This is a genomic window from Aquabacterium sp. (assembly GCF_014378415.1).
In the GTDB taxonomy this organism is placed as follows: Bacteria; Pseudomonadota; Gammaproteobacteria; order Burkholderiales; family Burkholderiaceae_C; genus Aquabacterium.
In genome coordinates, this window is sequence record NZ_JACMNS010000193.1 from 10922 (window position 1) to 35376 (window position 24455).

Here is a 24455-nt window from a genome sequence, read left to right on the forward strand (position 1 = left end):
TGTGGAAAATGCATGTGTCGCCATCGGGTAGGCCCCTGGGCTGAATGGCCTACACAAACGGCCCATGCGGCGTCACGAATTTGTCACGAAGCAGGCCTCCCCCTGGATGAGGGAGGCCTTACACGTCGGGAATCAGCGTTTGCAGTCTTCCTTCCGGCAGGGCTTTTTGCCTGGGGATATCGAAGACGCGTCGACGGGCACCGCGACGGGGCCGGCCGCTGGCGCGGTGGCCTCGTCACCCACACCCAGCACATCCACGGTCAGGATCGAAGCCGGGTCCTTGTCCCTCTTGCCCTGAACCCCGTCCACCGCTGTCTGCGCACTCACGCCCGCATCGGTCGGCAAGGCCGAGTTGACGTTGAGCGACACATTCACCGTGGGCGCTGGCGCCAGGCCCGAGACATTGCCCTTGATGTTGTCGCCACCCAGGACCCGCCCGGCCACCGCGATGTCGCCGCCGGATTCATTGCGGATGAACGCATCCAGGGCGCGGATCTCGCCGTTGGGCGCCGCCAGCAGGACATTGCCTGCGGACTTCACATCGCCCGCGTTCAAGCGGCCGATGCCGCTGCCGGTGGTCGCCGCCGGCACCGTGCGCGTCACGATGCCCGACTCGTCTACGCTGACAACCGGCGCGGGAACCGTCACGTCGGTGTTGGATCCGCGGCCGGAATCGATGCTGCCGTGGGCGGAGTAGACCAGCACATCACCCTCGCCCACCACGAAGGCTTTTTGTGAGTTGACCTGGAAGTCGCCGTCGGACACGGAGCGGATGCTGCCGCCCTGCATGGTGACCAGGCCGCGGGTGGCGGCCTGCAGCTTGTCGTTGGCGGTCAGGGTGCTGAAACCCACGATCACCTGCCCCCCGGGGGCGAACAGGTCGATGCCGCCGGATGCCAGGCTGCCCTGCCCACGGGTGTAGGCCATGCTGCCAGCCAGGTCGATGTCGCCGCTGGCATCGAAGCCCTTGCCCAGCCCGGCCAGGTTTCGCATCTGGTCGATCTGGTCCCACAAGGCTTGCCGCTGCGCATTGCGCTTGGCGTTCTCGGCGGCATCGGTACTGTCGGCGATGTCGATGGCCTGCGCAGCCAGGCGCCTGACCTCGGCCATCACCACCTCGTCCTTGAAGCGCTTGAAGGCGGCCGTGGTGCGGTCCGCCACCGGCACCTTGGCCTTGGCGGCCTGCGCCTGCCATGCGGCGGCATAGGCGCCCTGGCCCGACAGGTAGGTGGCCACGAACGCGTCGGTGACGAGCTCATCGGCCAACGCCAATTGGTGCTGGGGTGTCATGGTCTGGTAAAAAGCCAGGGCCTTGGCATAGACCTGGGCCTGGTCTGGGCCGCCCGTGGCGGGGTAATCCCCCAACGCATCGTCACCCAGCATCAAGGTTGCCTTGACATAGCGGACCAACTTGGCCTGGGCGGCGGTGTCCTGGGTCAGGTAGGCATCGGCGAACTCGGCCACGTCCACCGAACGGGCCATGCCCGCTGCCAGACGGATGCTGGCGCCCTGATCGGACAAAGCGGTGTTGAACTGGTTGCCGGTGGTCTCGATGCCGACCGAGGTGTTGAGGTCCAGCTGGCCGCCGGCCTCCACCTGCAGTTCGCCCGGGCCGTGCAGCCTGATCAGGCCGCCGGTGCGGCCACCGCCGCTGTTGCTGGCGCCCACGAAGTCCCTGCCTGCCGCGATGCGGGTGACATCGGTCTCGGCAAAGTTCTGTCCGATGAAATACAGGTTTCGGATGTCGCGGCCAGCCACGATCTCCGCGGGCTTGGAGGCGGTCAGTTCAGCGCGTCCACTCAGCGCGCCCGATTCAACGACCAGGTCGCGGCCTGCATAGATCCGCACCGGTGTTGCATCTTGCGCATGCAGCAAACTGGCCATCACCCGATTGCCTTGGGAAGGCCCCACCACAACGTGGGTCTTCAATTTACCGGTTTCTATAGTTCCCCCCTTTATCGCGACCGTCTCATTCCGAGGATTCAGCAAGGTGTAGCTGTCGGAAAACAAGCCATCCCCAAGGCTGAGGAACGCAGGGCCAAGGGACCTGAGCGACACATCCTGATAGGCGTAGACACTGAGATCGCCTTTGGCGGAGGGCGCCAGGATGATCGCGTCAGCTGGCAGGTCGACCAGTACATTGCCTTGCAATGCTGCGATGTGCACGACCGGCGCGGCAAATCCGGTGGCGGCATTGCGGTAGCCTGGCCCCGTCGTCAATTGCTCATCCGATGCCCCCAGTTTGCCTATTTCAGACAGGAACCCCCCATTGGACGCCGTGCCTTTGTTGGCGCGGCTGGCGGCCAGCCAGTTGACATCGCCTGCCACACTGGACATCGCCAGCGTGCTGTCGTCTCCATATGTGAAATACAAGCCGCCGATCGCACTGGAACGGTTGGTGTTGGTGAAGATGGTCGGGTTGAAGGCCAGCGCCAGGTTCACATCCCGCACCGCCTGCATGGACCAGTTGCCATTCATCTGGCCCAGCATCACGCCGACGGGGCTGAGCTTGGTCGTGTCCAGGCTGTCGCCAATGGCGATGGCGCCTCCGGCCTGGACCAGGCCATTGCCTTGGCCGATGAAGAAGCTGCCGCCACGGATGTCACGGCCCGCCTGGATGGTCACGTCGCCGCCGTTCTCCACCACCAGCGCATCGCGCTCCGATGCCGTCACGACATGCGCAGAAGTCGGGGCCACGACACCCAGGTTGCTGATGTCGCGTCCGGCCACGGCGCTGATGTTGCCGCCGCCGAAAGAACCGAAGCCTTGCTTGAAGGCCGAGAAGGTGCTCCACCAGGCCACAGGGACGTTCTGTCCGCTTTCCGTGTCGCTGAAGCCTACATGGTTGAACCAGGCGCCGAACAGCTGCGAAACCCCTGGCGCCACGATGTCGCGGCCCGCCGTGGCCTCAAAACGCCCGCCGTGGGATGTGAAATTGGTGGCGCCTCCTGAGCTTTCATCCACTTCAGCGCGGCCCGCCACGTAGGCCACGCCTTGCACCGGCGTGGTCTTGTTGGATTCATCGGTCCTCAAGACGATGTCTTGCGCCGCGGCCATTTCGATCGATCCGGACGTGGTCCGCACCACCTTGTTCGCGGCGATCGTCAGGTTGCCGGTGGCCGCAGCCGATGTCTTGAGCGCATTGGCCGCCGAGCGGTCCGCGCCCGCGACCAGGCGGTATGAAGCGCCCTCGCCCACATTGATGGGCGCATTGCGCGCAGCCGATGCGAAACCATCGCTCAAACTGCCCCTGAAGGACAGGTTCTTGTCTGCCCGCACCGTCAGGAACACCGGCTGGCCGCCTGGGTGGAGCTTGTCCGCCAGCGACAGATCGTTGTTGAGGTAGAAATCGCCCGACGACTGGATCTCGACCCCCGCCCGCAAGTTGGCGCGTCCCGTCAGTCCCATGGCAGACAGCACATCGGACCCGTTATTCATGAACGTTTCCGCATCATCCGACACGTCGGCCAAGCCGACATAGCGCCCCACCTGGGACGTTTGCACGTTGGGGGTCGTCGTGTCGGTTTTCGAGGTGCTTCCCAGCGTGGCGCCCGCCGGCGTTGCCTTCTTGCTCACTTCGACGGCGACGGCCGTGTCCGTGTCGCCGGCCTTGACCACCGTTTTGCCCGTCTTTGGATCCTTGAAGGATGCATCGACCTTCACTTTGGTGGTGACCGTTTTCGTGGTGATGGTTTCAGTGTCAGTGACGTCGGTGACCGTCTTCGTGCTCGTGCTGGTCGTGGTCTTCGTCGAGACCGATCCGGACCGGCCTTCGCCCACGGTTTCACCCTGATAGACCCGGTTGCCGACCACATCGACCTCGCCCGCGGTGATGCTGGCGGTCTTGATCGAATCGGCGTCCTTGCCCGCCTGCTCCTTGACGAGGCTGTCCAAGGCGTCGCGCTGCATGCTGATGACCACTCGGCCATCCAGGGCGTCGTCGCCCGATGCCGTGATGAGCGCGTCTTCTTCCAGCTTGACTTGTCCCGATGCCGAAGCCAGCAGGATGTCGCCGCCATTGGCGCCCGCGCGGCTCGAATCGGCCAGGATCTGCGCGCCCGCGCTGACGGTCAGGTCCTTGGCGGACGCCAGTTGCACCAAACCACCTTGAGGCGCCCTGGCATCGATGATGGCCGACCCCAGCAGCGTCAGCTTCCCCGCATCGGCGCTCAGGCTGGCCCGCACTGCCTTGAGCGTGGTGTTCAGGGACGCGTCACCTTGCCGCACCCGCACGTCCACGGCGCCATGCAATCCACCCGCGTTGGCAAAGTCGATCAGGCGGTCCAGCGTGCCCTCGGCTGCGGCGGCGTTGGCCACCGAAGCGGCTTGGGTCTGGGCTTGCGCCTGGGCCACAGCTTCGTTGCGCACGGCGCCAGCATCCACCGTCAGCGAGCCCGACAAGGTGTCGGTGGCGGCGCTGCCCTTGAGCAGGGCCTTGTCGCCTAAGCGCAGAACCCCTTGAGTGGCCGTCAGGGCGATGGCGCCTGCCGACTTGGCCGTGTCCGATGCGGACGATGGCAATGGTGCCGACACATCCAGCGTGCCCAGCACCACCACGTCACCACGCGCGGCGGTGGCCTTGATCTGGCCACCCTGTGCCGTGGCGCCCCAAGTGGTTCCCGCTTGCGCCGTCCAGCCCTTGGCCTGGGTGATGGAGCGTTCGGTGAACCTCACGGTGTCGTCCTGGCCCGTCTCGCCCAAGCCAGTGAGGCTCAAGGAACCCGATGGCAGATCGATGAAACCGTCCTGCACGACGCGGCTGCCTGTCAGGGACAGGCTGCCGCCCGCTCCCACCTGTGAGAATTGTGCGCGGCTGTTGGCCGCCTTCTCGATGGTCAGCAAGCCCTGGCTGTTGACGCCATGATGGGCGGTCTTGTCGGCGGTGACGCGGCCCGTGGAAACCGTGAGCGCACCCTGCGCACCCAACATGCCTTTGCCACTGAAGACCACATCGGCCGCCGTGTTCAGCTTGGCCGAAGCAAAGGCCAGATTCTGGGCGCCCTTGCCCACGGTGATGCCACCGTTCACGCCGTCTTTCACAGGCGGCTCAGCGGTGATGTCCAATTTGGAAACGCTTGGATCGGCCGGCTTGGCTTGCAGGCCCGAGTTGTTGCGCAACACGATGTTCTGGGCCAGCACACTGGCGGTGTCCGTGGCCTGGCCAATGCCACGCAACTCCGGCGCGTCCAGGATCAGGCTTTGCAGCAACGGGGCTTTCGCCACAGTGGCATCGCGGCCACCCAGGGCCACACTGCCCAGCAGGTCGATGCTGCTGTAGCTGCGCAACTGCAGGCGCTTGGCCTGGTTGGCGCTCGTCAGCAGTGCCCCCGTGAGGGACAAGGCGTTTTCATCGGCTGAAACGCCGCCCACCGCGATGCGCGGCGCGCCCACACCAAGTGAGGAGGCTAGCAATGTCACGTCCGCGTCAAGGCTGACGAGTTGGCGCCCATCCAGTTGAATGGCTGCGCCTTCCAGCGCCACCTTTGAATCGACCACCAACGATCCCTTTGGCGCGGTGCCAACGGGCACCTTGGACAGGTCACGGCTCATGTCGGTTTCGGCATGGTTGCCGACCACCAGAGCCGCGCCCAGGCCCTCCACCGTGATGGTGCTGGCCGCGGCGCTCTCGGGGGCGTTGGATTTCACCGAGGTGCCCGCTTTCACGTGGAGCGTGTCGGTCGCGACCGCGATCAACTCGCCCACCTCAATGGCACCGCTGAGCGTGAGGTCCTTGGCCAGGGTCGTGATGCGAGTGTTCTCGGCCGTTCCCGTGCGCGTGCCGCCCAGCAGGATGCTTTGGGCACCGGTTTCATTCAGCTGCGCCACGCTGATGGTCTTGGCATCGGCGCCGGCCGACTCCCCGGTGGCCAGCAGGGTCATGCCAGGCATGGCCAGGTCGAACTGGCCTGCTTCGAAACCATCAGTCCCTTTCAGATTGAATTGGGCGGCCCAGTCGAAGGTCTCCTTGGCCGCCAGCGACACCCGTCCGGCATCACCGGGCCGGGACGGCAGCGCCGTCCCGGCACGCTTGGCCTTATCGGCCAGCATCGCATTGACCGACGAGATCTGCAGATCCGATTTGGCGCGGAAGGTGGCCTCGGGCTCCAGGACCAGGGCCTGGCGCAGGTCGTTGCCGCCATTGATGTCGGTGCCCAGGGCCGTCTTGTAGCCCGACACCAGCACGCTGCCATCATCGCGTTGGATGGCCTGCGACAGGGTGACTGGCAGACTCAGCGTAGAGGCCGATACCAGCACGGCACCAGACAAGGTGGCATAGCGCGCTGGCAACAGCGTATAGGTGCCCGCGGCCAGCACAGCGCTGGCCGTGCTGATCTTCACCTGGTCGCCAGCCGTCAGGGTCGTGCCGACAGCCTTGGTGCTGGCGGCGATCTCGGTGTCGAAAGGCGCGAAGTCATAGTGGTAGGTGGGCAGGATGGCGAACACGTTCGGCGTGTTCAGCGTGTCGCTCGAGCCGCCCACGCCGGCGATGAACTCCCAGGCCTGCAGGTCCCCCCCAGCCTGGGCCTGGACCAAAGTCTGGTTGCCGATGCTCAGGCCCTGGCCCTTCACCAGGATGCCCTTGGCCACGGGCAGGCCATCCAACACCTTCACGCTGTTGTCGGCGGCGGGATCTACGCCATCCACGGTGCCATTGGTGGCATACAGCCATTGGCGTGCATTGATGGTGGTGCCCACGGGCACCGTCACGCCATCGCCCGACACGGACAGCACACTGCCATCGATCAAGGTCGGCTTCTTCTCGCCATTGATGGTGATGCTGCCAAAGGGCTGGCGGATCACGCCCCCGATGGTCACGTCCTGGGCTTGCAGGCTCAACTGGGCCAGGGCCGACAAAGGCGCTGCGCTGGTCGATCCACCCGCTGGGGCCGCCACGGTCAGGGCCGAATTGCCCAGCAAGCCCTGCACCACGAAGTTGGACAAGGTGCTGGCGTAGACCTGGCCGGCCTGCAGCGTCATTTCGCCGCCGAAATTCAGGCTGCCCTTCAGATCGCTTTTCCTGGCGTCGCCGTAGCCGCTGAAAGTGCGGCCGATGAAACGGATCTCGCCGTCTCGCCGTGCACCAACGTGGCCGGCGGCATCCAGGGTCGCGCTGAGAAGGATGCTGTCATGGTCTTTCTCGTTGAGCGCGTTGCCAAAGCCCTGCAAGGCGCTGTGGCCATAGACCTCGATCAAACCGGCCTGCACCGACAGGCGGGCATCGCCCTTCTCGGCGGCGGGCACCACGGGCGCCACGGGCACCGTCAATGCCGGCTGGGGCTTCAGGTCGCGGTCACCCAATGACACGTAGGCGGCCTGGATCAGGTGCGATCCGTTGTCCTGGGCCTGCAGCACGGGCGAAGTCAACTGAACCGAGCGCAGAGCCACCTGGTCCGATCCCTTCTGGGGGTGGCCCACCAGATCGACGCCGCTGCCCAGAACGATCTTGTCGTCGGCCCGCAACTGGATCTGGTCGAAGCCCGCATTCAGCAAAGACGCCGACGACAGCACGCCTTCGTTCGAGGCGCGCGCGTGGTTCGCCACCTCGGCCACACTGTTCAGCAAGAGCAACTGATGGGGCTCGGGCTTGTACTGTTTTGCGTCCTCCTGATTGGAGGTGAAGTCGGCCACGCCCTCGCGGCTGATTGACGCGCTGAACTGGCCGCCGGACACCGATGCATCGGGGCGCGTTGCCTTCAGCGTGCCCATCAGGGCAAAGCCGTCGCCAGAGGCCACGCTGACGCTGCCGGCACCCTTGCTGAGGGTTGTTCGGGCACCTGCGCTTTTGCCCAGGTCCAGGTCAGCGGCCACGCCGCTGACATCGATGACGGATTTTTCCTCGGTGACCACGCGTCCACGGGAAGGCGCGCCGGCTTTGACGTTCAGCTTGACACTGCCGCCCCCCAGCACACGCCCTCTGATCAACTCGCCGCCGGCGCTGGTCGTGGTGGTGGTGAGCGCCACCCCGGACACGTCCAGCTTGCCGGTCGATGTCAGGCGGATCTCCTGGTCTTCGATGAAGCCAGTCGCATCCTTGGTGCCGCCAATGTCAGCCCCTCCCCGGTTGCCGGACAAGCCCAGCGAGATGTTCCCGCCATGGGCCACCAAGGTGCCCGCCACTTCAATGTTGCCGCCGGCCGTCAGGCCGATCTGGCCACCGGCCCCCACGTCCACCGTGACGCCTTGGGCCACATTGACGTTGCCGCCCACCGACAGGCTGCCATAGAGGTCTTTTCTCGGCTGCAAGGTGGCCGCCAGGTTCAGGTTGATGGCCTGCCGATTGGGCGCCTCCACCATGCCGATGCTGGTCAGGGCCTCGGGGGTCAAGGCCACGCGGCTGGCAGTCAGGATGTAGTTGCGCAGCACGGGTTGGCCACTGCCCAGCACATCGACATTGCCCAACGCCGAAAGGTTGAAGGTGCCAAAGCCATGGTCGGCGAACAGGCCCTGGTCCACCGCCATGCCCCAGGCATCCTGTGCCGGGCCACCAATGGCCAGTGAATGCAGTCCGCTTAAAGTCAGGGTGCCCCCCGACTTGAAGTCGAAGGCCCTCAAATCCCCGTTCATGAACAACTGGCCCGTGGGCTCTGCCTGCTCATCCAGCACGCCGTTGACCGACAGCTTCACGCTGCCCGCGTTGCCGGTGCTGGTGCTGCCGCCGCTCGAGCGCCACACCCCTGCCGACACGTCCACCACGCTGCCTTCGGCCAAAGTGGCGGAGTGGTCGGCATTCACAAAGAAGGATCCACCATTGACATTGACCGCGGCCTGCGAGGCCGTGCCGCGCTCATCCAGGCGCGTGCCCGACAGGTCAATGTGGGCATCGGGGCCGATCTCGATCGTGCCTTGGGTGGCGGGCTGGTCGTCCTTCGCGAACTTGCCATAGCTCGCCAAACTCACTTTGCCCCCCGCCGCCCGAATCCGGGCGTCCAGGTCGATGTGCTCGGCATTGATGTCAAGCTGCCCGGACGCGCCCAGATTCAAGGTGGTATCTTTTGGCAAGGTCACCGCCGTGGCGCTCAGCAGGAGTGAGCTGATGCCCGACGACGCCAGATCCGCCGAGAACAGACGGGTCGTGGCGCCCGACAGCCCACCGAAGAACTGTTCGGCCTCGGGTGTATCCGATTCCGGAATGGACGTCAGCGGCAGGTGGTTGCCGCCCGTTTGCAGCACGATGTCCTGCACCAATTGCGTGCCAAATTGCGTGCCAAGGCGGTCTTCAATGATCTGCGATTTGTAACCCACCTTGAGGGTGCCGCCCAGCGGCAGCAATGAGCCATACAGGTCCGGACGGGTTTTCAGGATGAGGGCCACACCCAACTCCACCGGCAGATCGGCGCCCAGGGGATCCAGCGGCCCCCCCCCGACTGACACCTGCCCACCCGATGCCTGGCCCGCCCGCTGCAGGGGGCCCAGCACCACGTCCGCCTTGAGCACCTGCGTGCCCAGGTAAGTGTTGGCGCCCGCCACCCAGGCGGTGCCCGCATCGGCGCCCTGCTCGTAGCTGGCCACTTGCTGCGCGCCCAGTTCCGATGTCGGGGTGATCAGCGCATCGTATTTCTCGCCCGCTTTGGCGTTCTCCACCGAAAGGAGCTGGTTGCCCCGTCGCACCAGCGACGACATGACCTGCCCGGCCTGGTACTGGATGCTGCCGCCGGAGATGTCGATCGTGGCGTCATCGGCGATGACCAGGTCGCCCTGCGACCACAGGCGCACATTGCCGCCACGCGTCGACAGCTCATCGACATTGCGGCCGATCAGGTTGTACTGGCCGGTGACGTTGCCCACGCTGACCTGGCGCCGCGCGTCCGAGAGCAGGTCGGCGCGGTACAGCACGCCGCCGCGCTGCACCGGCGAATCGGCCAGTTCGGTCGCGAACAGGCGACTGCTGAGCTGGTTGCGGCTCATGGGCACGGCCACCTGGCGCAGGCCCGCCGCGCTGATGGTGGCACCGCTTTCAACCACGAGGCGGCTGCCATCGGACGGGCCACTGGCATTTTCTTTGTTGAAGATGGAGGCGTTCTGGGTGTCAGCCGCCGCCAACACGCTGATGTTGCCCGACACGGCCGTGATCTTTGCGCCCGAGCGCACGCGGATGTCCTTGCCCATCACCGAAATGCTGGACCGGTAGAAGACCTCGGCGTCCTTTTGCGTGGGCTTCTCATCCTGCTTCGTGATGGGGTTGAACACGGTTTCGGCACTCGGCTTGACTTCGGTCACGCTGTCCCGGCCGAAGTCGACGGTGCCCAACTCGTTCGCAACATGCGTGGAACCAGTGGGCTTGAAGGTGTTCTTTTGCGCCTGCAGGTAGATGGCGCCGTTCTGCCCCTTGATCGCCGTGGTGGCCGTCAAAGTGCCGTTCTGGCGGATGGTCATGCCGACCAAATTGATCGTGCCTTGCTCGGCCACGATCTGGTTGATCTTGGTAGCCAGGCCCGCGGTGTCCGCGCTCGTGCTGTTGCTGTTGCTGTTGCTGTTGCTGACCGCTTCCCCATTGACGGTCTTGTATTTGACGGCCGCGGCTTGCTCCACCGTGTTGACATCATGGCTGCTGTCGGCAAAGGCGTCCACCGCCACCACCAGACCGCGCTGGGCCGAATCGGTGGTGTTGTACAGGTACACCTTCTGCCCCGCCGCCAGGATGGTCTGGCCTTTCGGGGTTTCGATGGTGCCTTCGTTGTAGACCTTGGGCGCCACCATCATCACTTCGCCGCCCGCCAGGGCCTTGATCTCGGCGCCACGTTCGATGGTGATAAAACCAGTTGGCGCCGACTCGTCGTCGCCGAATGCAGCCGCCCCGTCGGTGGTTCTGGCGCGGATGCCGCGCATGTAAGTGTCCCTGGCCAGCTTGAGCGCCGTGGTCACGAACCTGCTGGTATCTACCCGGGCGGTTTGCCCAAAGATGAAACCGTTCTGGTTCTGCAGGATCACCTCGCCATTGGCCTGGATCTGGCCCAGGATGACGCTGGGGTCGAGGCTCCAGATGTTGTTCAGCGCCGACGAGCTGCTGTTGGGCTGGATGAAGCGGACGGTGTACCCGGACCCCACATTGAAGCTGTCCCAGTTGATGATGACCTTGTCATCGAACTGGTTGATGTTCAGGGTCTGGCCCACCGTGGCGGTGTTGAACTTGCCCTCGTTCGCGTGGAGCGACCCCGAGTAGGCCTGGGGCAGGTTCCGGTTCACGGTGCTGGCCATGTTGGACAAGGCCGTGGCCGACCGCATCACGGTGCCGCCCATCGTTCGCTGCTGCGCCAGTGCCTCACCAGGTAGCAGCCCCCATGCCAGAGAACCGGCCATCGCTGCCGTGGCCAGCACACCGCTCGCCACCATGGGCTTGGCCCGGCTGGCGCCTCCAGCGGCCTTGCCAGCCGAGCGCACGTGCTCGGCAGCCGGCACACGCATGCCTCGACGACGGTCAAACACCAGACGGTGAACTTGCTTATTCATGTCAACAACTCCTCAAACGATACGCAACAGGCCGCGTCAGAACGACTGACGGACGCTCAGGTCTCCACGGACACGACGCTTGGTCGCACTTTCATAAGCGCCGCTATCGGCCGCTCGCTGCGTTTCGATCAAGGGCAAGGCCAGGTCCAGCGACACCTGCAAGCCACGGTTGTTCTCGGCACGCCAAGCCAGGCCGACACTGGCCAGGTTGTTGCGGGATTTCTGGCCGGGCAAAGGATCCTTGAGGAGCACGAAGCCCCTGTCATGGAAAGCCAGGCCTGTCACGCTCCAGTTCGCCACGGGGGACCAGGGCGGCGACATCAGTTCCAGGCGCGCCGCCCAACCGATGTCACCAGCCTGCTCGGCGTCGTAGTAGCCGCGCACGGTGTCCACCCCGCCCAGGCTGTATTGCTCGCCAGAGGCCAGGGGCCCCGATGCGATCTGCGCGTCGCCATGGACGTTAATCTGCCACTTGCGCCACACGGGCATCCGCAAGCCCAGGCCCGCTTTCCAGACCAGGAAGTCGGGGCTGGAGCCCGCGCGTTTGCACTCGAATTGATTCAGCCTGCGGCCACTGCAGTCGACCTCGCGGCCCGCGACGGCACCGCTGGATGTCGCCCACGACGTATTGGCCGTCACCTGCTCGCTCTGGGTTCCCAGCCACGACAGGTTGTAGCCCCAAGACAGCACCGGATAACGCAAGGGTGGCTTGGTCGTGGTGAAGCCACCGATGTCCTGGTTGCTGTCGCGGTTGTCCTTGTAGTCAAGGGATCCGTACAGGCTGTGGCGCACCGGCCATTCCAGGTCATCGAGCTGATGCTGCCAGCGCAGGCCGTAGAAGCGGCCACGTGTGAGGGTCTGGCCGCCCAGGCTGGTGTTGGTGGGCGTGTCGCTGCGGCTGTCGGTCACCGAGAAATTCAGGTCGTCGGTGCGGCTCAGTGGCAAGCCATAGATCAGGGTCAAGGTGTTGGCATCGGCCGGACGCGTTGGCGCATACTGCCAACTGGCGCCAAGGGTATGGCCCATTTGCCACAGATTGCTGTAGCTGACCACGGCCTCCAGACGGCCACGGCGTGTATTGAAACTTTGATGGGTATTGCCCTCAATGGAGCCATGCCAGGGCAGCTTGTCTTCGACCTTCAGATCGATCTGGATCTTGCCCGGTTCGTCTCCCGCGCCGATCAGCGGGGTCACTTGCTGGTCGGCCGACTGCAGTTGTGCCAACTCTTCCTGCACTTGCGGAAAATAAGGCACCTGCCCCGCAGCCAGACTGGGCACCTTGGCCTTGATGTCGCTCGGCAGGTGGAACTTTGCACCGCTGACGGCCACCTTCTCCACGCTGGCCTCGGTCACTTCCAACTTGACCTCACCAGTATCCACTCGCTGGTTGGGCAAGCTCACCACCACCGACAGGAAACCGCTGTCCTGGTAGACCTTCTCCAGCGCGGTGCGCGCGGCCTCGATGTCCTTGAAATTTTTGCCGGGGCCGAGGTAGGGCTCAAGCGCCCGCTCGATCAGCTGGTTGGACAACACGGTGTTGCCTTCGACCACGTATTCCATGACATCGAAAGCAGGACTCGCAGCAGCTGTCGGCGTGGCGGCATGCGGGGCGGTCCCGAACACTACGGACGCTAACAGAAAAGCCAGTTTTTTCATTTTGTACATCACACAAAGCAACAGTCCCCGGGTGGGGACTGTGCATAGATCAGGCTCTTGACAGCACGGGCCCTTCGAGGACAGACGAGCCCTCGAAGGAAACCAAGACTGGATTAACGCGAAGCCATAGGCGCAGCGGAGTTGCCGTTGCGGCCGAACTTGGACTCAACGCCATTGCCCAGGAAGATGCCAGGGCTGGAAGAACCAACGGTCACGGCGCTGTTGATGGTGGCGATGATGTCAGCGCAAGTACCGCCGGGGCAATAAGCCGACAGTTCGTACACGAAGTCATACCGGCCAGCGATGGCGGTCGTGGTTTGCGAAGCACCGGCCACGCCTTCGGTAGCGGCCACTTCGTTCAGCTTGACAAAGCGGTAGGTGTCAGTGCCGCCGATCGGGTTGTTTTCCAGCGACAGGCCGCCAAAGCGGAAGTCGGTGGCCGAATTCAGGCAGGTCTTGACGTCAGACGAACCGTTGTTCAGGATCGAAGAGTACTTGGCCAGGCTGGTGTTGTTGGGCACGACGACTTCGTTGCCGCCCAGGTTGCCGTTCAGAGCGTAGCCCAGGAAGTACAACTGCGACGATTGCTGCGTGCCCGAAGTTTGGGGGCGTTGGCAGTAGGTGATCTTCGACACAGCGCTGCCAGGAACCAGGTAGGCGCCGCCCGAAGTCTTGCCGGCGTTGAACAGGTCGTTGTTGATCAGCGAGGTGATCTGGGCGCGCGAGATGCTGGGCTGGCACTCAGGCGTGGTGGCACCGGCGGCGCAAGCTGCGGCCACGATGTTGCCGCCAGCAACCGTCTTTTGGTAGGTTTGCAGTGCGTTGTACAGCGTGCTGTTCACGGCGATGCCGAACACTTGGTTGAAGCCGGTGGGCTGGAAGTCGCCGCCGTCGTACTTGGTGGCGTTGAAGACGGGGCCTTCGACGTCCAGGTAGCCGCCATCAGACTTGAGGATGGTGTCGGCCAAGGTGGTGCCGCAGCTGCGCATTTGGCCAGCAGCCAGGAAGGACAGGGCTTCGGTGCCAGCGGCAACGGCGGTGCAGGCACCGGTGGGGACCAGGAAGTTGGTGTTGGTGGAAGTGGGGAACAGGGCAGCGTTGGTCACGGCGCTTTCAGAGCCACCGGCCACGTTCATGCGGGCTTCGTCAACCGAGGTGGCGTCGAAGTTAACGGGCGTGCCACCAGCGACGGCGGTTGAGCACTTGACGCTGAATTGATTGCCCAGGGCGCTGGTGGACGTGTTGGTCTTGTACACGGTGATGGTGCCACCGGCGGTGGTGCAGGCGTTGGCCAGGCCGCGGACTACGTTGATGGACGAAGCCGACGAGCCGGTCAGGCGGGTCACGCCAGCGGCCATGACTTGGGTAGCACCGCAAACTGCGATGGTGGCGATCACGATTTTGGAGAGTTTCATTTGCATTCCTAGGCGGAGTTGTGGAGGACGCGAGTGGGGTGGTGTGGCCGCCCCGCACCAGCGGTGCGTGCGGCGGCCATTTGTCTAAGCTGCGGGATTACTTGGCAGCGCGGCGGCGAGCGGCGACGCCGATGGCGGCCAGGCCGATCAGGGCCAGGGCGTAGCTGCTGGGTTCAGGAACGGCAACGGCGGTGGCCCAAGTCAGCGTTTGAGCTTCCTTGTCCAGCGTGAAGGTGCCGCGTTGGTTCAGCAGGCCGGTGAAGTCCGCGCTGGCAGGTGCGTCAGCGCCCAGGAGAGTTTCATTACCGTCACCCAGTGCGTAGACGAAGTTGTTTTGGCTGTTGGTCGTGGTCGCTTGCCACTTCAGCTTGTTCTGCCAGTTGAGGGAGAAGTTGGAAGTCTTGGCAACGTAGCTGTTGTCAGCGGCGCTGTTGGCGAAGTAAGAACCGTTGTCAACGGCGTTGGACACGCCAGCGTTGACAAACATGGATTGCACACCCAGGGCGCCAGCGGTGGCGCTGGAGTTTTCCGTAGCCAGTTGCGTGGCGGTGGGGGTGCCAGTGGTCAGGACGCGCTGGGGAACGGACACGCTGTCACCAGCGATCACGGCCCACTTGCCATCAACGCCGTTGGCGGCGACGAAGGACGAGAAAGCCGAGAAGTCGTTGGTCGCAGCGACCAGATTGCCATTCTTGGTGATCGTGTTGGTGCCGAAGTTCCAGACGATCTTGTTGTTGAGGCCGGTGACGTTGCCAGCCAGCAGGGGGTCGAAGTCGTTCAGGGTCAGGCCCAGGTCAACGAAAACCGAACCCACGGCGGTGTTGGCACCAGTAGAGATGGTGTCATAGGCGATGAAGGCCACGGAACCGTTGCCGGAAGCGAAGTCGTTCAGGCTAGCGTTAGCGGCGCCGGTGGCGGCCAGGGCCACAGCGGCCACGATGGTTTGCAGTTTCATTTGCTTGATCTCCGAGAAAGGATTGGACGAAATATGTAAGGTTCAGAGTGCACAAGAGCGGTACGGCTGCTCGAGTGGTTTGGAGTGTCTGCAAGGCGTGTGACAGCCGTTGCGGGTGAACCCTGAGTTCACGTGATCCATTCGGATCAATCGCTGATCGGCTCATACCTCTACCGATCAAGATAACCACGTCAGATGACTGGTAAAGACTCGTCAATCGCACTTAGACATGAGCCATTTGGCTCATTTGTGGTGACAAATTATGTATTTCGGACAAAATGTATGCGCCCCCCCTTGAATGAGGGGAACACAACATCAAACGCTAGAAAAAATGCCACCAGCTTTGAAGGCGCAGTGGCATTGCACACAACAGGCCGCAAGGCCTGCTCACGGCATTGAGCGTCGATAGCACACCAGACCGATGGCAGAAAGTGCCAGTAGCGCCAAAACATGGGCTTTAGGTTCAGGCAAGGGCGCGGTTTGGTCTAGGAATCCACCTGTGTCCCAGGTCAAGGTGCCTGCCGCCTTGTCCAGCGTGAAGGTGCCAACATGGTTGAGCAGGGTGGCACTGTCCTCATCCAGAAACACGCCACTGTTGCCCAAGACCATTTCTGACCCATCCCCCATCGCCATCCAAAAATTGGTTTGGCTGTTGGTCGTGGTCGATTGCCACTTCAGCTTGTTTTGCCAGTTGCTTGAAAAGTTGGTGGTCTTTGCCACGTAGGTGTTGTCAGCGGCGCTGTTGGAAAAGTAGGAACCGTTGTCAACGGCGTTGGACACGCCAGAATTGACAAACAGGTTTTGCACGGCCAAGGCGCCTGCTGTAGTGCTGGAGTTTTGCTGGGCCAATTGCGTGGCTGTAGGTGTACCGGTGGTCAGGATGCGCTGGGGGAACGAGATGCTGTCACCAGCGATCACGCCCCACTTCGCGTCGTCACCGTGGGCGCCAATGAAGCTGCCAAAAGCCGAAAAGTCATTGGAGGCGACGACCAAATTGCCATTCTTGGTGATCGTGTTGTTGGCGAAGTTCCAAACAATCTTGTTATTGACACCAACAACGTTGCCAGCAAGGGTGGGGTCGAAGTCGTTCAGGTGAAAGCCTAAATCAACGAAGACCGACCCCAGGGCGGGGTTGGCGACAGAGACATTGTCATAGGCAATGAACGCCAGGGAACCGTTGCCGGTGGTGAAGTCGTTCAGGCTAGCGTTGGCGGCACTGGTGACGGCCAAGGCCGCCACAGCTACGATGACTTGCAGCTTGTTCATGGTTTGATCTCCCAAAAATGAGAAACCAATTTTTGTTCACCCTCGTGACAACCCTTCGATCATCAAGGTGCGGCGAACAGGCCATTGCCCCATTGATCAGCCTGGTCCAACAGCACCTGCGTCAAGGCCATGGTCGGCACCAGCCCTTGCTGCATGAGCCAGGTCACTGCCTCACGCTGCTGCCCCATGGCTGCGGCATGCAGGGCATTGCGGCCATGCAGATCCAGCAGGTCGGCACTCACACCGGCCTCCACCAGTTGCTGCATCACGCCCAGTTGCCCAAAGTAGGCCGCTTCGGCCAATGCATGACGGCCTTGCCGGTTGGATGCTCGCACATCCGCACCCGCCACCATGAGCAGCTTGACCACGCGCTGCTGCCCGGTAGCGCAGGCCAGATGCAAGGGCCATTGACCCGTGGCACCCGGCACGTCGGTGCGCGCGCCTCGGCGCAGCAACTCACGCACCACTAACTCATGGCCATTGAAAGCCGCCACGCCCAAGGGAGTCATCCCTCCTGCGCCACGCCGATCAGGCTCGGCGCCCCGACGCAGAAGCTCTTTCACCAATTCCGTCTGGCCACCACCCGCCGCCAAACTCAGGGGCGTCGCACCCAGCTCATCGCTCACATTGGGATCAGGATTGGATGCCTTGAGCAGTGCCAAGGCCTCACCCCATTGACTTTGCCGTGCCAGGGTCATCAACTGCTGCTCGCTGCCAATCAAGACAGCCACGGGCTGGGTCTGCCAAGGGCCACCTTGTTTCAAGGTTTGAAACTGATGATCTGGCACTGCGCCCATTCTTCTAGGCTCCACAGCCGGCACCGCAAAGGCTGTCCACTCGTTCACGTCATGCCCGTTGTTGACCTGGGCGGAACACAGCGAGGCGCCCAGCAATGTCACGCAACAGCCAGCAAAGGACTTCATCCAGTTCATGTTTTTTCGCAGATCAAATGTAAGAGTCGCCCGAGCCCACCTGGGTCGTGCCAAAGGCATTCATGGTCATGGCCTTGGCCACGGCTTGCGCGCGGTTGGCAGCACCAAGCTTGCGCAGGATTTTCTGAACGTGGTTCTTGACGGTAAGCGCGCTGATGCCCAACTGCTCGCTGATCTGCTGGTTACTCAAACCATCTCGAACCCACAGCAGTATTTCGCGCTCTCGCAGCGTGATCACCGCCTGTCGCTGGTAGGCTGTCACCGCCTGAGGGCCAGCGGGTTGGCGGGTGCTCGACATCTGGCGCTCGGTCACGCACACCCTCTGGTACGTCAGGTGAACGCAGGACAACAGCATGTCCAGCGCTTGCACCGCACTGTTGTCGTAGACATGCCCCGGCTGCGCAAAAACAAAGAAGCTTTCGATTTCTTCGGGACGCCCGGGCCGACAAAGTCCATGCACCAAAATCTGGTCATACCCCTCTTGCAACAACGACGACCACAGCCCACCTGAGGCGTCCATCTGGCTCAAGGAAATGCGCGCAGCTTGCTGGCGCCCTTTGCGCCAGGTCTGAACCGCTGCGGCCATCAAGGCAGAGCGTGTGTCCTTCAAGGACATCACAACTTGGTCAGGCAAAGGAACACTGTTGAAGATGTCAAAGACCACTTCGCGGTGATCCCGGTCATAGGATCCGCACACCAGCATCTTGTGGGGTATCCAACGCTGCAGGTCGCCCTGGCTCCAGACAAAAAACTGAAATCGCCTGCAAACCTGAGGCGCTGCCTCGATGACGCGCAGCAAGCTCTCCGAGTTTTCCGGCGCAATGGTGGTTTGTGACATGGTTGGGCCGATGACAGGAAGATCACATTCTAGGAACGGCGGATGACGGTTTGTTGACGGTAGGGCATGGCGTTCAAGGACTTTGCTCAAAACGCCATTCGTCGTACCGCTTGACGCTGTCAGGCGCGCGCAAAGGCTGTTGATCAGACTGGCTGTAAACCCCTCTGATGAAGTCACCTTGGCGCACCAATCCCCATCCAGACCCAGTGATGGGGTCCGGCCACAACTTTCGCAGGTGGCGTTTGATGGCAGGGCCTCGACGGTCCTCCAGCAGGTCTTCCAAACGGGTGGGCGGCACTTTGGGCAGGGTGGGCGTGGCCTCTTGATAGGCCGTCAACGCCGTTTTGATCTGCTCACCCCGAAACACCAGTTCCATTTCTCGCTGACGGCGCGCCTCAATCGCCCAGCTTTGCCCCAGCGCGGCCAGCAACACGCTGCTGACGGCCATCCACCACAGCAGCATCAGGTAGGTGAAGCCACGGGCACGTGTGACTACCATTCACTGAAGGGCGTGCCATCTTGGCCTTTGCCCGTGGCACCGCTGCGCACGTCGGCCATGCCGCCCTGGGCCGTGCTGTCGGCCGGTGGCGGCAGCATTTGCCAACTGTCGGGCCGCCCGGTCACCGGGTCTGGCGGAACCTGGCGGATGTAGCCTCGCTGCACCAGGTCGTCCAGCGACTCGGGGTACTGCCCCCGGTCACCCAGGTACTTGTCGATGGCATCGCGCATGACATTGAGCGAGGTGCGCAGGCTGGCCTCACGGGCGTTGTCCACCGACCGAAAATAACGCGGCGCCACGATGCTGGCCAACAAGGCGATGATGGCCATGACCACGATGAGCTCGATCAGGGTGAAGCCTCGTTTGCTGTTCATGCCCGGCTCACCAATCCCGGTACGGCGTGCCGTCCATGGCCAGCTTGTCTTCCAGTGAATAGACGTCGAACACGTCCTTGCCCGGTGCAGGCGCCTCTGGCGGGCTGGCATAGCTGCGCAAGCCCCAAGTGGCGGCCGCTGGCAAGGCCGGATCACTGGCCAATGGATCGTTTGGCAGCCGGCGCAGGAAGTAAATGCGCGCACCTTGAGGCGAAGTGACATCGGGCACGCCTTTGACCAGCACCTCCAGGTTGGGCGGGTAACCAGATTCATCGGCTTTCTTTTCAATGTGCCCCTGGTCCCAGGCACGCTTGTAGGCATCAATGGCGGTGCGCAAGGTGCGCAGTGCCTGACGCAATTCGGCCTCTTGCGTGCGACGCTTGTGCAGCGCAGCCAAGGGCATGGCCGCGCTGGCCAGAATGCCCACCATGAGCACCACCACAATCATCTCGATCATCGTGAAGCCACGATGCCGATGGTGTTGATGCGCGTGATGAATGTCAGCGGTCATTGTCGGGCACCGGGGCCGGTGGGTTGTCCGCTGGGGTGGGATCCGTGCCAGGCGGACGAATGCGCAACAGCAAGGCGCCGCCCCCGGTGGTCAGCGTGACCGAGGTTTCGGCCGGCATGGTGGATGGCTTGGCCGTCAGCGTGATGGAGCGACTTTCCCGCGGCGGGATGTCCAGGGCGATGCCGCCACTGGCCGCACCGGGACCGGAGATCCATTGCGAATCAAAGAGCACCGTGGTTTGCAAAGCCGTGTCGGCCGGATTGCGCACTGTCACCTGGAAGGATGCGCCAGGCATGACCTCTTCTGGCCCGGTGACATCAGGCTGCATTGCCGAAGCGGCACCAGGGCGTGAGCGATTTGAGGCGCCGCGTGATGGGGTGGAGGCTCCCCGCCCGGCTTCAGAGCCGGCAGTGCCTTCTCGAATCTGGAGCCCCGCTGCGCCAGGCTGCGCCTCGGTGCCTGAGAACAGGGATGAGCCCGCCAAGTCAGGTTGCGGCAGATTGCGCACAATGTGTGGTGTGACCAACAAGACGATCTCGGTTTTGTTGTGCTCGTCTTTGGTGGTGCCAAACAATCGCCCGGCAATGGGCAGGTCGTGAAGGCCAGGAATGCCCGCAGAGCTGCGGCTTTCATCGTCGTTGATCAAGCCTGCCAGGATCTGGGTTTCGCCATCCTTCAAGCGCAAGGTGGTGGTGGCTTGGCGCGTGCCCACTTGGTAGGCCGATGAGCCGGAGCCGGCGGGGCCTTCGATCCGGGCCGTGACCGTGCTCACTTCCAGTGCAATCTTGATGGTGACATCATTGTCCAGTTGCACTTGGGGCTCGATGTCGAGCTTCAAGCCCACATCCAGGTAAGTGATGGTGGTTGACGCACCGCCCCCGGTGCCAGCCACGAGGTTGGACGTGAACACAGGCAGCTTCTCGCCCAGCATGATCTTGGCTTTTTCGCGGTTGCGGGCGCGGATCTTGGGGTTGGCCAGCATGTTGGTGCTGCCACTGCTGCCCCGCAATGTGGCCACGGCCAAGGGGTTGCTCGTGCTCCAGCTCAAGCCTTTGAGCGAGCCCAAGGTCGTGATGGTGCTGGGCAACACGCCGTAGCTGGCCTTGTCCACCGGCGTGATGCCGATCTCCATCAGCTTCTTGCTGGAGACCTCCATCACCTCGACTTCCATCATCACCTCGGGGTCGGCCAGGTCGACGCTTTGAACCAGGCGCTCGACCAGGCGCATGACCTCGGGGGTGTCACGCACGATCAGCAGGTTGAGCCGATCATCCACATACACATCGCGGGACTTGGCCACCGCGCGGACCAGGGTCTGAACTTGCTTGGGGTCGGCGTTGACCAGGTAAAAGCTGCGCGTGACCGTTTCCAGCAGATCACGCTGTTTCTGCGTGGTGTTGGGATAGACAAGCACCGTGTTGTCGTTGAGCAGCTTGGAGCCCAGCTGCTGGGTGCTCAGGATCACCCGCATCGCCTCTTCCACCGTGGTGTTGCGCAAGAAAAGGGTGACCTTGGCATCACCGCGCACATCCTTGTCGAACACGAAGTTCACATCGGCGGCCCGCGCCAACGCCTCAAACACGGTGCGCAATGCCGCTTCGCGGAATTCAAGCGTGATGGGCTTGCCCGCGGTGGCGAGCCGCAATGTGCTGCTTTGCCGTGTCTGGTTGGCCCGCATCTCTTCGATGCGCGTCAGCAGGCTTCGGGCGGTGGCGTTGCTCAGGTCCTCGCTCAAGATGGCCCGCAGCGCGACCTCGGCGCGTTCATAGGTTTTGGCGTCAAACGATTGCTGGGCTTCTTGCAAAAGCTTCTGGTGTCGCTTGAGGCGATTCACTTCGTTGCGCAGCCACACCGTGCGAGGGTGGCTGGGTGCCGCGGCCTCCAGCCGACGCAAGATGGACTCGATCTCGTCAAGTCGGCCAGCGGCGCGCGCCGCATCGGCCTGGTAGACCAGGTAGGCCACGGTGGTATCGGTTTGCTTGAGCGTGGCCGAGCGCAAAAGCCGGTCGTCCTGCTGGAGCTGCAGGGCCGCCTGCAGACGCGCCAGGGCCGCCTCGTGCTGACCAGTCTGACTCAGATCTTGGGCATCGCGCAAGGCCGGGTTGGCGCAAGCCACGAGCGCACTGGTGGCCAGGCACAGTGCCAGCCAGCCAACTCGTCGAGCCATGGGTAAAGGGTGCTTCATGGTGCTTTCATGGCAATGGACTGACGCTGCTGCAAGGGCAAGTAAGTCAAGCTCATCTGTCGTTCTTGAATTTGATCAACACGCCACTGCCCCTCGATGACGTCGCCAACGGACACCACCCAGGTGCTGTCTGCGCTGGCCAACACGGCGCGTTGAGCCGAGTCGTTGAAGCGGCCCACCCAGGCATGCGGAAATGGCGGGGCCATGGGTGGCGCGATGGCAACCGACTCCACGGCCTGAGGCGGTGGAGTCGGTGCTTGTTGTGAAGCCCAGGGGCGCAAAGTATCGATCGTCAAAGGGGGCAAGGCCGAACGTGCTTGCCATTGCGCCACGCTTTGCACCAGCATCTGAGATTGAGCGGAATCAGTTTCAGGGGTCGATGCTGGCGCGCGTTGACTCTGCCCTTTGCCTCGGCTCACCGGCTCAACAGCGGCGTCGTCTTCCTGGAAGGCCAGCCAGGCGGTCAACGCCAAGGCCACGACCAGTCCGATCAACATGGGGGGGCGCATCAGCGAGGCCCTCCGGTGGTGCGCCACCAGAGCGACACGCTGACGCGCGCCTTGATGGCATCACCCATCACATCGGTGCGTTGCAGATCGACCGCGTCAAGGCTCAAGGCCGGCTCGCTGAGAAGCTGGCCCAACCAGGCACGCACATCGGCATAACGGCCGTCCACGGGCATGACCAGGCGTTGGCGCCACAAGCCTGGCGGCCCTTCCGGCCCGCCTTTGAACTGCACCGCCGCCAAGGTCAAGCCCCGCTCGCGCGCCGAGACCAGCACCGCAGATTGCAGCGCTGTGCGCTGCGACGAGTCAGGCAATTGCTGCCACAGCGCTTGCCAGGCCGCCTCGGGCGTGAGCGCGCGCGCTTGAGATGCGGCGCCCGGTGACGCCTTGGCTAACAGCTCGTGGCGCAATTGGCGCGCTTTGGACGCCAAGGCCTCGGCCTGCGTTTTTTGCTCTGGCAGCCACACGCCCTGCACCCATGCTGCACCGGCCAGCAACACCAGGCCCAGCACGCCGGGCAGGCCCAGGCGCTTGATCAAATGCAGCATCATGGCGCCACCCCCACGGGCCAGGCGGCTTCGGCCCGCAAGGCATAGTGCCCTTGGGTCGATGCAAAAGGGGTGGCCAGGGCATCGCGCCCCAGCATCTGAGCCCCATCGCCATGGGCGGCAGTCCAGCGCAAGGCCGAGGCATCGTCGCGCAAAGCCGCTTGCAATCGGGCTTGTGGGCGCGCTTCGGCTTTGCCCCCCAGGCTGTTGATGTCCAAGCTGAAGCTGGTCAACACCGCCTGCTCTTGCAGCGCGGCTTGCTCAACACGGCCCACCACCACGGGCCACGGATAGGCCAGCAACTGAGCCACGCGCGCCGCCTGCCTCAAGGCCACGTCGTTCAGTTTGCGGTCAGCAGCCTGCGCGGGTGAAGAGGCCGCGCGGGGCACGGCAGCGGCCAGTGCCTGCTGATGCTTGGCGCGCTCCAGCCGGTGCAGCATGGCCTGCGCTTCGCCTTGAGACGTGATGAGTGCTTGCGCCTGCTCAGCCACGGCCATGCACGCCGCCATGGCCGCCACCAGCAGGGCCCAAGACCACAGCGCCGTCCGGATGCGGGGGCCTGCAAAATCCAGCTTGTCGGCCCAAGGAGCTTTCCAGGCGGGGGCATCAGGCCTGGTCCACTCGGTCAGCAAAGCGTCGGCCAACACACCGGCGTCGAGCGTGGTCACGCCCGGTGTGTTGATCACGGGCTCCCTGGCTGGGCCCACCGGATCGCTGGTCTCGGTCCAGGCTTGCTCAAGCGTGCGCTGCCCTCCGGCGTCAAGGCTTGACTTCAAGTACGTTGTCAAGCCCGGCTCGGTGGCGTGCAGCGTGTGCTGCGCCACGGGCTCGGGCCCCACAGACGACAGGCAGCCTTGGGCTTGCCAGACCCACCAAGGCCCGACCCACTCCAACCTCACCCGATGCTCACTCGCGGTCTTTTTCAGACCCTCGATCAAGGCGCGGGGCGCGGCACAGCTCAAGGCCGGTGCGGCCAAATACCTCACCACCCAAGCCTGTTCGATGGCGCTAGCGCTCAGGCCCATGTAGTGGTCCCATTGCGGCAGCGCCTGCTCAGGCAAGGCTGCACAGGCCATCAGCCAATGACCGGACAGGGCCAGGTCGCAACGACTGCCGGCGTGCTGCTCGCACCATTGCGACCAAGCGGCCAAGGCCTCGTCGTGGCTGGCGTGTGCATTGGGGGGCCGCAAAAACACCTGGTGGGGACGCCAGCTCGTCGTCAAGCGCATCATTCCGCCAAGGTCACACGGTTGAGTTCATCCAGCGTGGACTCGCCCCGCAGCACACAGGCCAACGCCGATTCGCGCAGCAACCTGGTGCCG

The 24455-nt window shown here is 63.5% G+C and carries 14 protein-coding genes; all 14 read right to left on the reverse strand.

Annotation, left to right across the window (positions count from 1 at the left end; all coding sequences use genetic code 11):
• Window positions 1-132: 132 nt before the first annotated feature.
• Window positions 133-11448: a filamentous haemagglutinin family protein gene (locus H7225_RS16765; protein WP_290663887.1), complete on the reverse strand. Its 11316-nt coding sequence runs from the start codon at window positions 11446-11448 to the stop codon at window positions 133-135.
• Window positions 11449-11484: 36 nt separating this feature from the next.
• Entirely contained in the window at window positions 11485-13071 is a 1587-nt protein-coding gene (locus H7225_RS16770) for a POTRA domain-containing protein (RefSeq protein ID WP_290663889.1), read from the reverse strand.
• Window positions 13072-13217: 146 nt separating this feature from the next.
• Window positions 13218-14519, reverse strand: coding sequence for a hypothetical protein (locus H7225_RS16775; protein ID WP_290663890.1), 1302 nt, complete (start codon window positions 14517-14519; stop codon window positions 13218-13220).
• A gap of 97 nt (window positions 14520-14616) precedes the next feature.
• The gene (locus tag H7225_RS16780) at window positions 14617-15474 is read right to left on the reverse strand and encodes a PEP-CTERM sorting domain-containing protein (RefSeq protein ID WP_290663892.1); all 858 of its coding nucleotides are present in this window, start codon (window positions 15472-15474) and stop codon (window positions 14617-14619) included.
• Window positions 15475-15861: 387 nt separating this feature from the next.
• Window positions 15862-16740, reverse strand: coding sequence for a hypothetical protein (locus H7225_RS16785; RefSeq protein ID WP_290663894.1), 879 nt, complete (start codon window positions 16738-16740; stop codon window positions 15862-15864).
• Window positions 16741-16802: 62 nt separating this feature from the next.
• Window positions 16803-17663 carry an ankyrin repeat domain-containing protein gene (locus H7225_RS16790; RefSeq protein WP_290663896.1) on the reverse strand — a complete coding sequence of 287 codons (861 nt, stop codon included), beginning with the start codon at window positions 17661-17663 and terminating at the stop codon, window positions 16803-16805.
• A 22-nt stretch (window positions 17664-17685) separates the two neighbouring features.
• Window positions 17686-18510 carry an XrtB/PEP-CTERM-associated transcriptional regulator EpsA gene (gene epsA / locus H7225_RS16795; RefSeq protein ID WP_290663898.1) on the reverse strand — a complete coding sequence of 275 codons (825 nt, stop codon included), beginning with the start codon at window positions 18508-18510 and terminating at the stop codon, window positions 17686-17688.
• 73 nt (window positions 18511-18583) lie between these two features.
• Window positions 18584-19009: a type II secretion system protein gene (locus H7225_RS16800; protein WP_290663900.1), complete on the reverse strand. Its 426-nt coding sequence runs from the start codon at window positions 19007-19009 to the stop codon at window positions 18584-18586.
• Window positions 19003-19383 carry a prepilin-type N-terminal cleavage/methylation domain-containing protein gene (locus H7225_RS16805; RefSeq protein ID WP_290663902.1) on the reverse strand — a complete coding sequence of 127 codons (381 nt, stop codon included), beginning with the start codon at window positions 19381-19383 and terminating at the stop codon, window positions 19003-19005. The genes H7225_RS16800 and H7225_RS16805 overlap by 7 nt, the downstream gene beginning before the upstream one ends.
• A 7-nt stretch (window positions 19384-19390) precedes the next feature.
• Complete coding sequence (locus tag H7225_RS16810; protein WP_290663904.1) at window positions 19391-19894, reverse strand: type II secretion system protein; 504 nt, start codon at window positions 19892-19894, stop codon at window positions 19391-19393.
• Complete coding sequence (locus tag H7225_RS16815; protein WP_290663906.1) at window positions 19884-22061, reverse strand: secretin N-terminal domain-containing protein; 2178 nt, start codon at window positions 22059-22061, stop codon at window positions 19884-19886. Before H7225_RS16815 ends, H7225_RS16810 begins: the two co-directional genes overlap by 11 nt.
• 14 nt (window positions 22062-22075) lie before the next feature.
• The gene (locus H7225_RS16820) at window positions 22076-22588 is read right to left on the reverse strand and encodes a hypothetical protein (protein WP_290663908.1); all 513 of its coding nucleotides are present in this window, start codon (window positions 22586-22588) and stop codon (window positions 22076-22078) included.
• Window positions 22588-23136: a hypothetical protein gene (locus tag H7225_RS16825; protein WP_290663910.1), complete on the reverse strand. Its 549-nt coding sequence runs from the start codon at window positions 23134-23136 to the stop codon at window positions 22588-22590. Before H7225_RS16825 ends, H7225_RS16820 begins: the two co-directional genes overlap by 1 nt.
• Window positions 23133-24356 (reverse strand): hypothetical protein, encoded by a 1224-nt coding sequence (locus H7225_RS16830; RefSeq protein WP_290663911.1) that lies wholly within the window; start codon window positions 24354-24356, stop codon window positions 23133-23135. The genes H7225_RS16825 and H7225_RS16830 overlap by 4 nt, the downstream gene beginning before the upstream one ends.
• Between the last annotated feature and the right edge of the window lie 99 nt (window positions 24357-24455).

What these genes read in the sequence shown, in the direction of transcription:
- H7225_RS16775 (WP_290663890.1), bottom strand. Translation starts at nt 14,519, where the DNA reads ATGAAACTCTCCAAAATCGTGATCGCCACCATCGCAGTTTGCGGTGCT.
- H7225_RS16805 (WP_290663902.1), bottom strand. Translation starts at nt 19,383, where the DNA reads ATGAACAGCAAACGAGGCTTCACCCTGATCGAGCTCATCGTGGTCATG.
- H7225_RS16800 (WP_290663900.1), bottom strand. Translation starts at nt 19,009, where the DNA reads ATGGTAGTCACACGTGCCCGTGGCTTCACCTACCTGATGCTGCTGTGG.
- H7225_RS16765 (WP_290663887.1), bottom strand. Translation starts at nt 11,448, where the DNA reads ATGAATAAGCAAGTTCACCGTCTGGTGTTTGACCGTCGTCGAGGCATG.
- H7225_RS16810 (WP_290663904.1), bottom strand. Translation starts at nt 19,894, where the DNA reads ATGACCGCTGACATTCATCACGCGCATCAACACCATCGGCATCGTGGC.
- H7225_RS16790 (WP_290663896.1), bottom strand. Translation starts at nt 17,663, where the DNA reads ATGAAGTCCTTTGCTGGCTGTTGCGTGACATTGCTGGGCGCCTCGCTG.
- H7225_RS16785 (WP_290663894.1), bottom strand. Translation starts at nt 16,740, where the DNA reads ATGAACAAGCTGCAAGTCATCGTAGCTGTGGCGGCCTTGGCCGTCACC.
- H7225_RS16820 (WP_290663908.1), bottom strand. Translation starts at nt 22,588, where the DNA reads ATGCGCCCCCCCATGTTGATCGGACTGGTCGTGGCCTTGGCGTTGACC.
- epsA (WP_290663898.1), bottom strand. Translation starts at nt 18,510, where the DNA reads ATGTCACAAACCACCATTGCGCCGGAAAACTCGGAGAGCTTGCTGCGC.
- H7225_RS16815 (WP_290663906.1), bottom strand. Translation starts at nt 22,061, where the DNA reads ATGGCTCGACGAGTTGGCTGGCTGGCACTGTGCCTGGCCACCAGTGCG.
- H7225_RS16825 (WP_290663910.1), bottom strand. Translation starts at nt 23,136, where the DNA reads ATGATGCTGCATTTGATCAAGCGCCTGGGCCTGCCCGGCGTGCTGGGC.
- H7225_RS16780 (WP_290663892.1), bottom strand. Translation starts at nt 15,474, where the DNA reads ATGAAACTGCAAACCATCGTGGCCGCTGTGGCCCTGGCCGCCACCGGC.